Source organism: Cupriavidus sp. GW823-FHT07A04 (assembly GCF_058794615.1).
Window position 1 is genome coordinate 1 of sequence record NZ_JBXAHA010000002.1, and the last position, 15,451, is coordinate 15,451.

Here is a 15,451-nt window from a genome sequence, read left to right on the forward strand (position 1 = left end):
CAAAGAAGAGTGACCGGCAGCCCCCGCAGGGGGATGTCGTATGGCCCTTGGGTGCAAAAACCAACGCCGCTAAAAGAGACAGCAAACCCGCCATGCACCACCCAACACCCTTACCCCTCCCCCATCTCCCTCAACCTCACCTTCAACACCTTCCCCGTAGGATTACGCGGCAACGCCGCCACCACCCGCAACGCCCGCGGCAGCTTGTACCGCGCCAGCCGCGGCTCCGCAAACGCCTGCAGGGCTTCCAGCGTCAGGCTGGCGCCCGGCTTGAGCGCCACCACGGCAACCACATGCTCGCCCCAGCGCTCGTCGGGCGCGCCGATCACGGCGACTTCGGCAATGGCCGGGTGCTCGTACAGCACGCTTTCGACTTCGGCCGGGTAGACGTTCTCGCCGCCGGTGATCACCATGTCCTTCAGGCGGTCGCAGACGTAGTGGAAGCCTTCTTCGTCGACATAGCCGACGTCGCCGGTGCGGAACCAGCCGCCTTCGTAGAACGCCGCGGCGGTGGCTTCCGGGCGGTTCCAGTAGCCCTTCATGATGTTGCCGCCACGCGCGCAGATCTCGCCGCGGGCCTGCGGCTCGGTCAGTGGCTTGCCGTCGAAGTCGCGGATGCAGACTTCGGTCATCATGGCCGGCGTGCCACAGGAGCCGAGCTTGTCCTGCGCGCGCTCCGGGGCCAGGAAGGTCGTCGCGGCGGCGGTCTCGGTCAGGCCGTAGCCCTGGTTGACCGGGATGCCGCGCCCGGCGAACAGGCGCAGCAGCGGCTCGGGCATGGGGGCGCCGCCGACCGAAATGGTCCGCAGGCTGGACAGGTCCGCCTGCGCGAAATCCGGGTGCTGGCTGACGAACAGCAGCATGGCGGGCACCGCGAAGCTGACCGTCACCCGGTGCTCGGCCACCGCCTGCATGACGGCTGCGGGGTCGAAGCTGCGCTGCAGCACGAGATGGCCGCCCGCCATCAGGATGGGCAAGCTCACGCAGCACATGCCGCCAACATGGAACAGGGGCGCGAAATTGAGCGCGACGTCGGTGCTGGCGAGGTCGCTCAGCATCATCACGTTCAGGTTGTTGGCCCAGAAGTTGCCATGCGTGAGCATGGCGCCCTTGGGGTGTCCGGTGGTGCCCGAGGTGTACATGATCGCGGCGATATCGTCCGGATCGGTGGACACGGGCGGCAGCGCAGCATCGGCTTGCGCCATCCGCGACAACAGGCCTTCCCAGCCCGGCGCATCGGTGCGGCGCAGGTAGCGCTGGCACTCCAGCGTCGGGCGCGCTTCATCGATCAGGCCGGCGTAGTCTTCATCGGCAAACAGCGTATGCACGCCGGCATCGTTAAGGATAAAGGCCAGCTCCGGCCCGGTGAGCCGGAAATTGAGCGGCACGAAGATGGCGCCCAGCCAGGCGCAGGCGAACTGCGTCACCAGGAACAGCGGGTCATTCAGGCCCAGGTAGCCCACGCGCTGGCCGCGTCCGACGCCGCCCGCCGCCAGCACGGCAGCCACCTTCTGGGCGTCGGCCACCAGCTCGGCATAGGTCCAGGTCTGCCCGGCGCAGGTCAGCGCGGGGCTGCGGGGGCTGCGCGCAGCGCGGCGGCGCAGCCATTGCGCCATGCCGAGCGCCAGGAAGGCGGCGCTGTCCGCTTGGGTGGACGATGTTGTCGACGATGCATTGTTCATAGGCTGCTACCTTGTTCAGTCGTTGCAGACACCGCCAGCGCGGCCTGCCCGGCGCGCGCCTCGCCGGTTGTTTTACCTGCCGGTCCAGACCGGCTTGCGCTTCTCGTTGAAGGCGGCCAGGCCTTCGCGCGCGTCTTCGGTCATCGCCAGCAGCGCGATCTGGCTTTCGGTATAGGCGATGCCTTCGGGAAAGCTCATCGACGCCATGGCTTGCATGGCGTACTTGCCGCGCCGGATGGCGGTGGGCGACTTGTCGGCCACGCGGGCGACCAGCCATTCGGTGCGCGCGTCCAGCTCGCCCGGCGCGGCCAGGTGGTTGACCAGGCCGGCGGCCTTGGCCTCGGCGGCGGAAAACGGCTCGCCGCTGATGCACCACTCGCGCACCAGCCGGGGCGGCGCCAGCGTTTGCAGCAGACTCAGCACTTGCATCGGGAACACGCCCACCTTGACCTCCGGCAGGCCAAACAAGGCGTTCTCGGCGGCCACCGCCATATCGGTCATGCACAGCAAGCCCATGCCGCCGGCCATGCAGGTGCCGTTGATCCGCGCAATGCTGGGCAGCGTGGCTTGCTGGGATTCGCGCAGCATGTCGGCGTAGTCCACATTAGGCTGCGAGAGGTCGAAGGCAAAGCCCTTGCCTGGCTGCAGGTCGCCACCGGCGCAGAAGGCCTTGTCGCCGGCACCGGTCAGCACGATGGCGCGGATGGCGGGGTCTGCGTGCGCAGCGCGGTAGCCCGCCCGGATGCCGGCCACGACTTCCTTGTTGATGGCGTTGCGCTTGTCGGGCCGGTTGATGGTGATCCAGAACGCGGCGCCGCGTTTTTCATGGAGGACGGCTGGGGTTTCCGATTCGCTCATGGTGCTCCGCTGGTTAGTCTGTCGCTATGGGTTGGGAAGCGGTCTGATGGGTGCCGTGGCAACAGGCTCAGGCCACTCGGAGGGCTCAGGCGGCAGCCTTGACCGGCTCCGCCGGCGGCGCCTCGAACTCGATCTCCGCGATCACGCGCATGGCGGCGGCCTGATCGCCAACCTGTACGTGCACGGCGCCAACCCGGCCGGCGGCCGGGGCCACGTGGATGTGCTCCATCTTCATGGCTTCCAGCGTGACCATGGGCTGGCCCGCCTCGACCTGGTCGCCGATGGCCACCATCACGTTGACCACGCGGCCATTCATCGAGGCGCGCAGCTTGCCGTCCCCGGCAGCCTCGCCAGCCCTGGCGGCAGCGGCCCGGGTGTGGTCCTCGATGCGCAGCGGCGTGCCCTGGTAGTGCAGCAGCAGCGTGCTGGCGTCGCGATGGAAGGTGGCGCTCTCGACCAGGCCATCGCAGCTGAAACGTACCGAATGCGCGCTTAACGCGATGGTCTCGAAGGCAAAGCGCGCCTCGCCCATGGCAACCACGAAGCGATTGCCTCCGCCATATGCCAGGCTGGCCTGATGCTCCGCCCCGTTGACCCGGTAGCGCAGGCCGATGGGCAGCGTGGGGGCCAGGCTCGCGGCTGGCTCGCCCGGCTGGCGCTCCGGCGAGGTTTCATACAGGAGCAGCGCCGCCAGCGCGGCGGCCCGCTGGCGTAGTGCCGCATCGGGTTGCAGCAGCGCGTCCTGGTGCTGGCCGATGAAGGCGGTGGTGGCCTCTCCCCCGGCAAAGGCGGGATGGGCGAGGCAGCGGCCAAGGAACACCTGGTTGGTGGTCACGCCAAGCGCTACCAGGTCCGCCAGGCCTTGCGACAGCTTGCGCCGCGCTTCGTCGCGTGTACCACCGTAGCTGATGAGCTTGGCGATCATGGAGTCGTAGTACGGCGGGATTGTGGCGCCACTGCCCAGCGCGTGCTCCACGCGCAAGGCGCACGGGGCCTGCCACAGTGTAATCTCGCCGCTTTGCGGCATAAAGCCTTGATCGGCGTCTTCGGCGCACAGCCGCACTTCGATGGCGTGGCCGGAAAAGCGCACGTCTTCCTGCTTGAGCGGCAACGGCTCGCCTGCGGCAATCCGCAGTTGCAGCGCCACCAGGTCCAGGCCGGTGATGGCCTCGGTCACGGGATGCTCCACCTGCAGCCGCGTGTTCATCTCCATGAAGTAATAGTTGCCGTCGCGGTCGAGCAGGAACTCCAGCGTGCCCGCGCCTTCGTAGCCGATCGCCTTGACGGCGGCCACGGCGGTAGCGCCCATGCGGGCCCGCAGCTCGGCGCTCACCGCGGGCGATGGCGCCTCTTCGATCAGCTTCTGGTGGCGCCGCTGCACCGAGCAATCGCGCTCGCCCAGGTGGATGGCGTTGCCATAGCGGTCCGCCAGGATCTGGATCTCGATATGGCGCGGTTCCACCACGGCCCGCTCCAGGATCACCTCGGGGTCGCCGAAGGCGCCCTGCGCTTCCGAGCGCGCGCTGCGCAGCAGCTCGGGAAAGGCCCGCGCGTGCGGCACCAGCCGCATGCCCCGCCCGCCCCCGCCTGCCGTGGCCTTGATCATGACCGGGAAGCCGATGCGCTCGGCCTCGGCGCACAGGCGCGCCTCGTCCTGGTCCTCGCCCTGGTAGCCCGGGATGCACGGCACGTCCGCGGCCATCATCAGCCGCTTGGCGCCGGCCTTGTTGCCCATGGCCACGATGGACTCGGCCGACGGGCCGATGAATACCAGCCCCGCTTCGCGGCAGGCGCGGGCAAAAGCGGCATTCTCCGCCAGGAAGCCGTAGCCGGGATGCACGGCATCGGCGCCGCAACGCCGCGCTGCCTCGATGATGGCGTCGATGCGCAGGTAGGACTGCGCCGGTTGCGCCTCGCCGATATACACCGCCTGGCCGGCTTCCTGGACATGGCGCGCGCCGGCGTCGGCGCTGGAGTAGACCGCCACCGTGCGGTAGCCCAGCGCGGTGGCGCTGCGCATCACGCGCAAGGCGATTTCGCCCCGGTTGGCGATCAGGATCTTTTGGAATGGCGTGGGCTGCTTCATGGTGGCCTGGTCTGCTCTCTTGTCTTTAGCTTTGAACGCTTACTTCGACTGGGGGAAGGTGCCCATGAACTTGCACAGGATCTGCATCATGACTTCGTCGGCGCCGCCGCCGATGGAGGTGAGCCGCCCGTCCCGGAAAATGCGCGAGATCGGGCTCTCCAGCACGTAGCCCATGCCGCCCCAGAACTGCAGGCAGCGGTCCGCCACCTCACGCGACAGCCGGCCGGCCTTGAGCTTGGCCATGGTGGCCAGGCGGGTGGCATCCTCGCCGCGCACCATCATCTCCACGGCGCGCCAGCACAGGGCGTGCAGCGCTTCGACCTCGGTCTGCAGCTCGGCCAAGGTGTAGTGCACCCACTGGTTGTCCAGGATGGAGCGGCCAAATGCCTTGCGCTCGCGGGTGTACTCGATGGTGAGATCGATCGCCTTGGCGCATCGGCTGGCGGAGCTGAGCGCGCCCCACAGGCGCTCTACCTGGAACTGTTCCATCTGGTAGGTAAAGCCCATGCCTTCCTCGCCGATGCGGTAGCGCTGCGGCACCCGCACGTCGTCGAAGTACAGCTGCGCGGTATCGGACGAGTCCATGCCGATCTTGCGGATCTTCTTGGCCACTGAAACGCCGCGGGTCTTCATTGGCACCACGATCAGCGTCTTGTTGCGGTGCGGCGCTCCGTCCGACGTATTGGCCAGCACGCAGCAGAAGTCTGCCTGGGTGCCATTGGTGGTCCACATCTTGCCGCCGTTGATGATGTAGTCGTCGCCGTCGCGCCTTGCAGTGGTCTTGATCGAGGCCACGTCGGAGCCGCTGCCCACCTCCGAGACGCCCAAGCAGGCCACGTACTCGCCGCGGATCGCGGGCGCCAGGAATTCGCGGCGCAGCTCCGCGCTGCCGTGGTGGGCCAGGGCCGGGGTAGCCATGTCGGTCTGCACCCCGATGGCCATGGGCACGCCGCCGCAGTTGATGTCGGAGAGCGTTTCCGCCAGCACCGCGCTGTAGGAGTAATCGAGCCCCATGCCGCCATCCTCTTCCGGCTTGGACAGGCCCAGCAGGCCCAGATCGCCCATCTTGCGGAAGACGTCATGCGCGGGGAAGATCTCGGCCTCTTCCCAGGCGTCCACGTGCGGATTGATCTGCTCGGCGATAAATCGCTTGATGGTGGCGCGCAGCGCCTCGTGTTCGGGTGTCAGTAGCATGTCGCTGGTCTCCGTTCGTTCTTTTGCATGTCTGTTCTGGCTGAGTCGCTGGTCGTCAGGGCCGCGCAACCCCGAATTGCATGGCTTGCGGCGTCCTGGCATCGCCCTCGCGGCAGACCGCCAGCACATTGGCCAGCACCGCGCGCGTATTGCGCGGGTCGATCACGCCGTCGTCCAGCACGTGGGCGCTGGTGACAAACACGCTCATCTGGCGGTCGAAACGCTCGACGATGCCTTTCTGCAGTGCTTCCAGCTGGTCGGCATCGGCCTGCCCGCCTTTGCGCTTCATGGCGGCCTCGGTCACGATGGCCATGGTGCGCGCGGCCTGCTCGCCGCCCATCACGGCGGTCTTGGCATTGGGCCAGGAGAAGCAGAAACGCGGGTGGAAGCCGCGCCCGCACATGCCGTAGTTGCCCGCGCCGAACGACGCGCCGCAATAGATCGTGATCTGCGGCACGGTGGCGTTGCTCACCGCCTGGATCATCTTGGAGCCGTGCTTGATGATGCCGGCTTCCTCATAGCTGCGGCCCACCATGAAGCCGGTGGTGTTGTTCAGGTAGAGGATGGGCGTGCGCGACTGGCAGCAGGCTTGGATAAAGTGCGTGGCCTTGGTCGCGCCGGCCGGATCGATCGGGCCGTTGTTGGTGATGATGCCCAGCGGCCAGCCCTCGATCTTGATATGGCCGCATACGGTGGCGCCGCCGTAGTTCTCGCCGAACTCCAGGAAGTCGGAATCGTCGGCAATGCGCGCGATCACCTCCTTCATGTCGACCGGCCGCTTATGGTCCATCGGCATCACGCCGAGCAGCTCCTCGGCATCAAAGCGCGGCGGCTTGTAGCTGCGCGGCGCGGCGGCGGGCTGGTCGCGGTGCCAGTCGATCTTGCCCAGGATCTCGCGGGCGATGCGCAGCGCATCGCGGTCGTCCTCGGCCAGGTAGTCGCCCAGGCCGGAGACCGAGGTATGCATCACGGCGCCACCGAGCTCCTCCTCGGTGGCCACTTCGCCCGTCGCTGCCATCAACAGCGGCGGGCCTGCCAGGAAGGCGCGCGAGCGGCCGCGCACCATGATGATGTAGTCCGACAAGCCGGTCTGGTAAGCCCCACCCGCCGTGGACGAGCCATGCGTCACCGTCACCACCGGCAGCCCGGCAGCCGACAGGCGCGCCAGGTTGCGGAACAGGTTGCCGCCCCGCACGAAATCCTCGACCTTGTAGGTCATCAGGTTGGCGCCGGCACTCTCCACCAGCTGCACATAGGGCAGCTTGTTCTCGAGCGCGATCTCCTGCACCCGCAGCTGCTTGTCCAGCCCCTTGGGTTGCAAGGCGCCGGCGTTGATGCCTGAGTCCGAGGCGCTGATCATGCAGCGCAGGCCCGACACAAAGCCGATGCCCGCGATCAGGCCGCCGCCGGGCACGCTCTTGTCCAGGTCGGGGTTGTCCAGCCCCAGCCCGGCCAGCGACGACAACTCGATAAACGGTGCGCCCGGGTCCAGCAGCAATGCCAGCCGGTCGCGCGGCAGCAACTGCCCGCGCTTCTCGAAGCGCTCGCGCGAGGCGGCGGACAAACTGGCGGCGCGCTGCTCGAAGGCGCGGATACGCTCCAGCAGTGCCAGCATGCCGGCACGGTTGGCCTGGAATGCTTCACTGCCGGCGGAGAGTCTGGATTCGATATTTGCCATGTGGGTTCACTGTTCAGGGGCGGTGCGCCGGTGTGAAGCCATGGTAGGGGTGGGAGCCGGCAGGGTCTTGCGAGAACTGGCTGTGCTGCTTCGCGCCGTTCTGCCTTTGTGCCTTTGTGCTTTTATGCCTTTGTGTGACAGATGCCGGAAGTACGTCAACTCACCCGCAATTGCACCCTGAACTTCGGCAGCAACGCGCTCGGCGCATAGGAGAGCTTGGTCTGACGGAAGTTGTCCAGCCCCATGTCCTGTTCGAAATTCAGCCACGCTACCGGGCGTGGATACGCCGTGCAGAAGTGGTGGAACATGTACTGGTAGATGCCCTTGCAGGCTGCCAGGCCTTTGGCGAAGCGCATGGCGAAGACCGTTGGGCGGATCTCCTGCGCCAGCACGAAACCCACGGGCTGCCCTGCTATCTCGTACAGGAAGCCTTCCAGGCCGAGTCGTTCGGCGTGTTGGAGGGCCTCGCCGCAGGGGGTGTCGTCGGCTTCGCCGTGCGCCTTGTGCTTGGCTTGCATCCAGCCTTCATGCACGGCCAGGGCCTGGTCGGCCAGCCCCGGGTGGTAGGCGCGCGCGGTGACGGCATGCGTGGCCAGCAGTTGCTTCATCAGGTTGCGCTTCTTGGCCAGCGTCGTGCCGCGATAGGCTGTGAAGTTGGCGGCGGGATAGAGATAGTCAGCGTCGGCGCGCGATGCCGTCCAGGTGAAGATGGCGGGGTCGAGCCGCGCGACCTGGGCCGTGGACAGCGGATAGAAGCAGGCGTGCTCGCGCAGCAGCGCCCGCAGCACGTCAACCGGTGCGGTTTCCAGCGCGAACAGCGGCAGCACGTGGCGCGCGCCGTCATAGGTCACACCGCTGATATGCGGATAGTCGCCGCCGACATAGCGGTAGGCGTGCGCTTGCCGGAACAGGTACAGGTTGGCGAAGGCGTGCTCGGAGAGGCAGGTTTCGCCGGCGTCGGCGCTGAGCTTGCGCAGCGCTGCGTCGATCCCGGCGGCAAGCGCCGGGACCAGCGGCTCGCCGTGCGCGGCCTGAATGGGCGCTGCGGTGCCGTTCACCCTGCCGAAGCCGTGCGCAACACGCGCGTGCCGGCAGCCGGCCCGGTGGCGGGCGGCCCGGCGAAGCACTGGGCCTGCGCCAGCCATTGCCGGGCCGGCCCGGCGCTGTATTGCAGGCGGGTATCGTCCAGATGGCGGCGCTGCGTGACCAGCAGGCAGAAATCTTCCGCGCTGCCGCGCACGTAGTTGTCCTGCTGCGGTTCGTTCCAGGTCCACACGCTGCCATCGGGCGCGCTCAGCGCGATATAAGGCGCGGGCCCCGGCACCGGCTCACCGCGGTTGACGAAGGTCCAGCCGTAGGTGGTGGCGCCGATATGCGCGATGTGCTTGAGGCGGGCGGTGGGCGCGCGGGCCTGGCCCGCCGTATCCCAGATGTCCTGGCCATGGGCCCAGGTCTCCATCAGCCGCGCGGTGGCAAAGCTGCGGGCGCTCATGGGTGGACCGTACCAGGGCAGGCGGGATTTGGGGTCGAGCGCGGCCAGCGTGCGCACCAGCTGCTCGTACAGTGGCTGCCAGTACGCCAGCAAGGCGGGGCCGTCCAGGTGGCCGTAGGTATCGCGCGCCACGGCGCTGATATGCCCGCCTCCTGCCATCAGCGCATTGAGCGCTTGCGCGTCGCGCAGGAAGGCTTGCGGGTCGGTGGCAGCCTGCAGCGCGGTCTGGTCGAAGTAGCACAGGTGGGCGATCTCGTCCCAGGCGCTCCAGTCATAGAAGGCGCTTGGCTCGCGCCATTGCGCGGGGGTGAGCGTGGCGCAAAGGGCGGCCAGCTCGCGGTACTCGTCCAGCAGGTCCTGGCAGGTTGCTTTCATGGGGCGTATCCGGCTGCCGTTGGCGGCAGGCTTGGCAAGGTTCGATGGCTTCGATTCTGGCGCGCGGCGCGCCATTGGTCTTGTGCAAAGTGATCGCCGCCTGGCCAGCTACGCGGGGCGATAGGCAGTCATTGGCGGCAGGCCATGCAGCGCGAGCTTGCGCGAGCCCGCGAAGATGTCGCGCGGCTTGAGACCGTACACGCGGCGGATGGAGTGGCTGAAGTGCGTGGAATCCGGATAGCCGGTATCCAGCGCGACCTCGGCCAGGTTGGCCTCCTGGGTGACGTAGTGCAGCAGGCTGCGGGCGCGCTTCCAGGTGCGGAACGTGCGGAACGGCGTGCCGACCTCCTCCTTGAACAGGTGCAGGAAGCGGGAAAACGACAAGTTGGCGTCGCGCGCATGGTCGCTGGCGGCGCTACGCCCGCCCGGGTCGGCCTTGATCTGACGCACCGCCGCATCGATGCGCCGATCGAGCGCACGCGGCGCCAGCGGCTCGCCCAGCAGCAGCGCATCGAGCAGCCCGGCGCCCAGCTCCGGCCGCCGCATGCCGCGCAACTGGGTGATCAGGTCGCGCGCATGCTGCGCCATCCGCGGGGCCGCCAGTGCGCCGCCCGGACCGCGCAGCGGCAGGGGCAAGCGGGACATATCGACGGTCTCGGGCTCGATCAGGAAGCCGCACAGGCTGCGGCTGTCGGAAGCGATGCGGTGCGCAGCGTAGGGCGGCACGAAGGCGATCTCGGCGGTTTCCCACTCGCCATCCGCCACGCTCAGGCGAAACGGCGCGTCCAGCGCCACATAAAGCAGGATGGCGCCGATCGAGCGCACCGACGGCGCGCCGAGCAGCCCAACGTAGAGCACGCGGTCGGGGTCGATCCACATGAAACTTCCGCTCGGGCGCCTGCATGGCAGGTCCGTGGCGTCCGGTGTGCATGGCAAAACTGGCTGCATCTGGGTCTCACTGTTCGCGGCGCCGCGCGTGGCGGATGTGGCTGATGTGGCTGATGTGGCTGATGTGACTGACGGCTGGCGCCTGGTTCGGCAAGAACGCGCGGGCAGCCGCCCTGCGGCCTTGCGCGCCAGCGTCATGATGCCAGCGAAGGCGGCTGAAGAGGCGCCGGATGGGGGTTTATCCCGATGCCGCATGCCGCATGCCGTCGGCATCGGGATAGACCCCATCCGGCCTGGCTCAGGCGCCCAGTGCCCGCGCCAGCGCCGGCGGCACCCGCACCGGCATGGCCAGCAGGACCTGGCCCATCCCCTTGCCCAGCGGATCGTTGCGCAGCGACGCCATGCCGCCGCCGCCCAGCGCCTGCTCGCACAGGAAGTTGAAGGCGCCGATGCCGGGCAGGAAGTAACGCGTCACCCTGCCCTTGACGTTGTGCGCAAGGAACGCGGCCACCGCAGCCTCTGTCAACTGCACTGCGATCAGCGGCAGGTAGGCGGCGTCGCGCGCGATGATGCCGATGTTGGAAAAATCGCCCTTGTCGCCACTACGCCCGTACGCCAGCCGGATCAGCGGCACATCGACCCAGTCTGCGGCAGGCTCGGTAGCGGCAGATGGCGTCGACGCGCGGGCTGGCTCGGCCGCCGGCACCGTGCCAGTTGGCGCATCGCTTGCGCAGGCCATGGTCGCGGGCAGCGGCACCGGCTGCTCGTCAAGCCACACGGCGGGCTGGACCCGCGTTTTTGGCACCAGGAAGGGAAACTGCTTGATGGCCATGCTGACGGATGGCCGCCCGCCTACCCCGGTGGTGCCGGGCGACCATGAAGTGCCTGCCGGCGCAATCTCTCGCGCGAACATCTCCAGCGCGCGCTTGTCCGGATGCGTCACCGCCAGCCACATCACCGCCTCGAACAAGGCAGGTTGCGGCACATGCGGGCCAAAGGCCGCGGCGGTGCCCAGCACGTCCAGCCGGGTCTCGGTGAAATCCGGCTGCCCGGCCCGTGCCAGCATGCCGCGCGTGCGTGCCAGGAAGGCCTCGCCGCTGCGGCGCGCCTTGCGCACGGCATCGAAGCCCACGATGGTCAGTTGCGCCGAGCAGCGATAGCCGTCGGCATAGGTGGCCGAGACCTTGTAGCTGGCGCTAGGCGGGCGGCCCTTGGCGCCCTGGACTTCCACCAGGTCCGTCCCGGCCTGGCGCAGCGTGACGCCGGTGAAATCGCAGATCACGTCAGGCAGCAGGTAGGCGGCCGGATCGCCTATCTCGTATAGCATCTGCTCGCCGACGGTGGCCGGGCTGACCAGCCCGCCGGTGCCGGGCGGCTTGCCGACCAGGAAGGTGCCATCCGCCCGGCAGGTCACTACCGGGTAGCCGATATTGGCCCAGTCCGGTACCTGCTCCCAGTCGGTGTGCAGGCCGCCGGTGGCCTGGCAGCCGCACTCGATGATGTGCCCCGCCAGGCTGCCCGCGGACAGCAGGTCGTAGTCGGTGGGGCTCCAGTTGAACTCGTGCATCAGCACGCCCAGCGTCACCGCGCTGTCCACGCAGCGCCCGGTGATCACGATATCCGCGCCGGCATCCAGCGCGGCCCGGATCGGCACGGCGCCCAGGTAGGCGTTGGCCGTCAGGATGCGGGCCGGCATCGCGGCGCCGCTTTGCATGTCGCGCGTGCCTGCCTCGCGCAGCGCGTCGAGCTGCGGCAGCAGGTCGTCGCCATCGACCACCGCCACCCGCACCGTCACGCCGAGCTCCTCGGCCAGCTTGCGCACCGCCGCCGCACAGGCCCGCGGATTCACGCCGCCGGCATTGCTCACGATGCGGATGCCCTTTTCCATGGCTGGCTTGAGCACCGAGCGCAGGGCCCCGGTGACAAAATCCAGCGCATAGCCAGCTTCCGGATTCTTCAGCCGCGCCGCCGCCAGCAGCGACATGGTGAGCTCAGCCAGGTAGTCGAACACCAGGTAGTCGATGTCGCCCTTGTCCACCAGCTGGACCGGGCCGATTGCGCTGTCGCCCCAGAAACCGGAGGCGCCGCCTATCCGCACGTTTTCCTTGCCCTGCCGACTTTGCTTGTTCATGGACGCGCTTCCCCTTTCGTCTCAGTCATCGATTGCCGTTGTCATCGGCGAGTCATGGCTCGCCGGCCTTGCTGGCACGATAGCGAGTTGCGGGCATGACGTCTTGCGTCAATTGGCTTCGGCGCAGGGTGCCCTGGCGGATCCATATATGCAAAGTGCAAATCGTTATTTCCCAAAAAGAGACGCTGGCTTTATATTCGACCGCTTTCTTTCGGCCGTTCTTGCCGGCTTGCCTTGCCCGCCGGCGCCCCCCCACCCCCGCTGTTGGAGCATTGCCTTGAGCCACGTCCTTACCCTGGGCGACACCCTTTCCTGGCCCGCGCGCTACCTGCCACGCAAGACCGCGCTGGTCGCCGGCATGGGACCGAGCCGCCGCACCTGGACCTATGCGGAGCTGGACGCGCAGGTGAACCGCCACGCCCATGCGCTGCTGTCGATCGGCGTAGGCCATGGCGATGTGGTTGCGGCGTTCCTCTACAACACGCCAGCCTTTGTTTTCAGCATGCTGGCGGCGGCCCGGGTAGGCGCGATCTTTAATCCGATCAACTACCGGCTGGCCGCGCAGGAACTGGCCTTCATCCTGGAGGACGGCAAGGCCAGCGCCCTGCTGTTCGAGCAGGAAGGCTGCGCCGTGGTGGAAAAAGCCGCCGAGCTGGCCTCGGGCACAACACGCTGGATCTACGCGGACCCCGAGCCGGCACCGGCCTTTGCCACGCACCACCTGGCCACGCTGGCCGCGGGGCAGCCGCATGACGCGCCCGGCATCGCCGTGATTGAGAACGATCCCTGCATCCTGATGTACACCAGCGGCACCACCGGCCGCCCCAAGGGCGTGCTGCACACGCACCGCAGCAAGCTCGCGCACAACGCCATGATGCATCAGGCCATGACGCTGTCGCGCGAGGACGTGGGCTTGTCGATTGCGCCGCTGAACCACACGGCGGAGCTGCACACCAGCTTCCTGCCGCGCCTGCAGCTGGGTGCCACGCAGGTGCTGCAGCGGCGCTTCGATGCCGGCGAGGCCTGGCAACTGGTCGAGGCCGAGAAAGTCACGCACTTCTTCGCCGCGCCGACCATGGTCGGCATGCTGCTCAACCACCCGGACGCCCACGCGCGCGATGTGTCGTCGCTGCGGCTGGTGGAGTACGGCGGCGCATCGATGGCGCCGCACCTGATCCGCGAGTGGGACCGCGTGGTTGGCGCGGGCTTGGTGCAGGTGTATGGCACCACCGAGATGGGGCCCTGCATGTCCGTGCTGTATCCGCATGAGCAGCTCAGCCACGCCGGCTCGGCCGGCCTGCCCTCGCTCAATCACGACCTGGTGGTTGCAGTGCTGCGCGAGGACGACGCCCCGACCGATCCGGCCCAGCCTTGCGCACCCGGAGAAGTCGGCGAGATCCTGGTGCGCGGCCCGTGCATGATGGCCGGCTACCTGAACCGCCCGGATGCCAATGCGCGCGCCCTGGCCCACGGCTGGTACCACACCGGCGACCTCGGCAGCCTGGACGAGGACGGCTACCTGTGGGTGCGCGATCGCATCGACTACATGATCAATTCGGGCGCCGAGAACGTGTATCCGCGGGAAGTCGAGGATGCGCTGATCGAGCACGCTGCCGTGCTGGAAGTGGCGGTCATCGGCGAGGCGGATGCTACCTGGGGACAGGTTGTCGGCGCCTACGTGGTGGTCAAGCCCGGGGCACAAGCTACCGCGGCATTGCTCGACGGCTTCCTGGTGCATGGCGACCGCCTGGCTGCCTACAAGCGGCCGCGCCGGTATCACTTTGTCGATGCGCTGCCGAAGACCACGAGCGGGAAAATCCAGAAGCACTTGCTAAGGGGGACGTAAAGGAGTCGGGTCATGGAAATGCATGAAGATCAATGGCTTATCGGCATGTCCAAATGTCAGGTGTTAGGTGTTCCGGTGTGGAAATATTCCGGAGATTTCCAATAAATTCAACCGGTTGCGCCCTACTGTCAATGCTAGATCTAGCATCAGGATAGACCCTCCTCACACCTTGAATCTCGGTGGCCGGGCGGGCCTGATCGGGCGACTCTTTCGTATTGGCGGGCGTGCTGCCCGCGCGATATCCGCGTCCGGCTCTCCCCGGTTTTCCAATTGCTGCCGGTACTCGGCCAGCAAGCCATCCTGCTGCCGGACCCGCTCGTCCAGCACAGCCACGGCATTCCCTACCTTTGCCAGTTCCTCGGCCTGCCGCCCCGCGGCTTCGGCCGCGTCCACCAGCTTTTGCTGGGCCGCCTTGCGCTCGTTGTCCAACTGACGCTGCCCTTCGCGCAGCGCTACCCGCGCGCCGTCCAGTTCCAGCGCCATGCGCCGCTCATTGGCGCCAAATCGATCCGCCATGGTTTCGCGCTCCTTGTCCCAGGCGGCGCGCTGGCTAGCGGTATCGCGCAGCAGCGCGTCCTTCTCTTGCTGCGCGCGTCCCAGCGCGGCACGCATGGCGTCGTTCTCCGCTTGCTGCGCCACCAGTTGCGCCTCGGCGCGGGCGGCGCGTTCGCTGGCTTCATCGCGGGCGCGCGCCAGTTCGGCCAGGGCGTTGTCGGCCGCGTCCAGTTTTGTCATCAGGATGGCGCGCTCCTGCGCCAGCGCGGCCTGCTCCGCCTCGACGGCTGCCCTCGCCAGCGCCAGTTCCGATTCTCGCGTGGCATAGCTCGCCGACACGGTGGCCCGGGCCTCGGCTTGTGCCGCATCCCATAGATAGCGTGCGGCCTGGTTCACCGGCTCAGGCAGGTTCGCTGGCGCCGCAAACGCCTGCGGGTCCTGCAAACGGGCGCCCAGCCCGGCGAACCAGGCATCCAGGTGCGGGCTGACGGTGTTTGGCGAGCCGCGCCCAAGATGCAGCCGGATCCGTTCGATGGTGGGGCGCTGGCCGGCCAGCAGCAAGGCATCGGCGGCTTGCCAGACATCTTGCTGGGTGATGGAACGGGAGCGCGTGGCGGGCAGATTGGCGTTTTGCATGGTCCGGGCAAGTTTTTTGGCGGCGTTGGATCTCGCCGCAAAGATAAGGCACGATAATGAATGGTTATCGCGCCTTATCTGGTGTTGGTG

11 protein-coding genes are annotated in these 15,451 nt (G+C 67.7%); 1 reads left to right on the forward strand and 10 read right to left on the reverse strand.

Annotation, left to right across the window (positions count from 1 at the left end; translation table 11 throughout):
* Window positions 1-110: 110 nt before the first annotated feature.
* From AC1Q7Q_RS03255 to AC1Q7Q_RS03295, 9 genes are all read right to left on the reverse strand, one after another.
* Window positions 111-1,682, reverse strand: a complete 1,572-nt coding sequence (locus tag AC1Q7Q_RS03255; RefSeq protein WP_492375245.1) for an acyl-CoA synthetase — start codon at window positions 1,680-1,682, stop codon at window positions 111-113.
* A 72-nt stretch (window positions 1,683-1,754) separates the two neighbouring features.
* Window positions 1,755-2,540 carry an enoyl-CoA hydratase/isomerase family protein gene (locus tag AC1Q7Q_RS03260; protein ID WP_492375246.1) on the reverse strand — a complete coding sequence of 262 codons (786 nt, stop codon included), beginning with the start codon at window positions 2,538-2,540 and terminating at the stop codon, window positions 1,755-1,757.
* A gap of 85 nt (window positions 2,541-2,625) precedes the next feature.
* The gene (locus AC1Q7Q_RS03265; RefSeq protein ID WP_492375247.1) at window positions 2,626-4,626 is read right to left on the reverse strand and encodes an acetyl-CoA carboxylase biotin carboxylase subunit; all 2,001 of its coding nucleotides are present in this window, start codon (window positions 4,624-4,626) and stop codon (window positions 2,626-2,628) included.
* 39 nt (window positions 4,627-4,665) lie between these two features.
* Window positions 4,666-5,820, reverse strand: coding sequence for an acyl-CoA dehydrogenase family protein (locus AC1Q7Q_RS03270; RefSeq protein WP_492375248.1), 1,155 nt, complete (start codon window positions 5,818-5,820; stop codon window positions 4,666-4,668).
* Window positions 5,821-5,875: 55 nt separating this feature from the next.
* On the reverse strand, window positions 5,876-7,498 hold the full coding sequence (locus AC1Q7Q_RS03275; protein ID WP_492375249.1) for an acyl-CoA carboxylase subunit beta: 1,623 nt from the start codon (window positions 7,496-7,498) through the stop codon (window positions 5,876-5,878).
* Between the two features lie 155 nt (window positions 7,499-7,653).
* Entirely contained in the window at window positions 7,654-8,556 is a 903-nt protein-coding gene (locus AC1Q7Q_RS03280) for a phosphatidylglycerol lysyltransferase domain-containing protein (protein WP_492375250.1), read from the reverse strand.
* Window positions 8,553-9,365: a TIGR03084 family metal-binding protein gene (locus tag AC1Q7Q_RS03285; RefSeq protein ID WP_492375251.1), complete on the reverse strand. Its 813-nt coding sequence runs from the start codon at window positions 9,363-9,365 to the stop codon at window positions 8,553-8,555. Before AC1Q7Q_RS03285 ends, AC1Q7Q_RS03280 begins: the two co-directional genes overlap by 4 nt.
* A gap of 108 nt (window positions 9,366-9,473) precedes the next feature.
* Window positions 9,474-10,244, reverse strand: coding sequence for an AraC family transcriptional regulator (locus tag AC1Q7Q_RS03290; protein ID WP_492375252.1), 771 nt, complete (start codon window positions 10,242-10,244; stop codon window positions 9,474-9,476).
* Window positions 10,245-10,551: 307 nt separating this feature from the next.
* Window positions 10,552-12,384 carry an acyclic terpene utilization AtuA family protein gene (locus AC1Q7Q_RS03295; protein ID WP_492375253.1) on the reverse strand — a complete coding sequence of 611 codons (1,833 nt, stop codon included), beginning with the start codon at window positions 12,382-12,384 and terminating at the stop codon, window positions 10,552-10,554.
* Window positions 12,385-12,661: 277 nt separating this feature from the next.
* On the opposite strand from AC1Q7Q_RS03295, the gene AC1Q7Q_RS03300 reads away from it, so the two are divergent.
* Window positions 12,662-14,230: a fatty acid--CoA ligase gene (locus tag AC1Q7Q_RS03300; protein ID WP_492375254.1), complete on the forward strand. Its 1,569-nt coding sequence runs from the start codon at window positions 12,662-12,664 to the stop codon at window positions 14,228-14,230.
* A 162-nt stretch (window positions 14,231-14,392) separates the two neighbouring features.
* Here the strand turns inward: AC1Q7Q_RS03300 and AC1Q7Q_RS03305 are convergent, their stop codons facing one another.
* Window positions 14,393-15,361 (reverse strand): DNA-binding protein, encoded by a 969-nt coding sequence (locus tag AC1Q7Q_RS03305; RefSeq protein ID WP_492375255.1) that lies wholly within the window; start codon window positions 15,359-15,361, stop codon window positions 14,393-14,395.
* Between the last annotated feature and the right edge of the window lie 90 nt (window positions 15,362-15,451).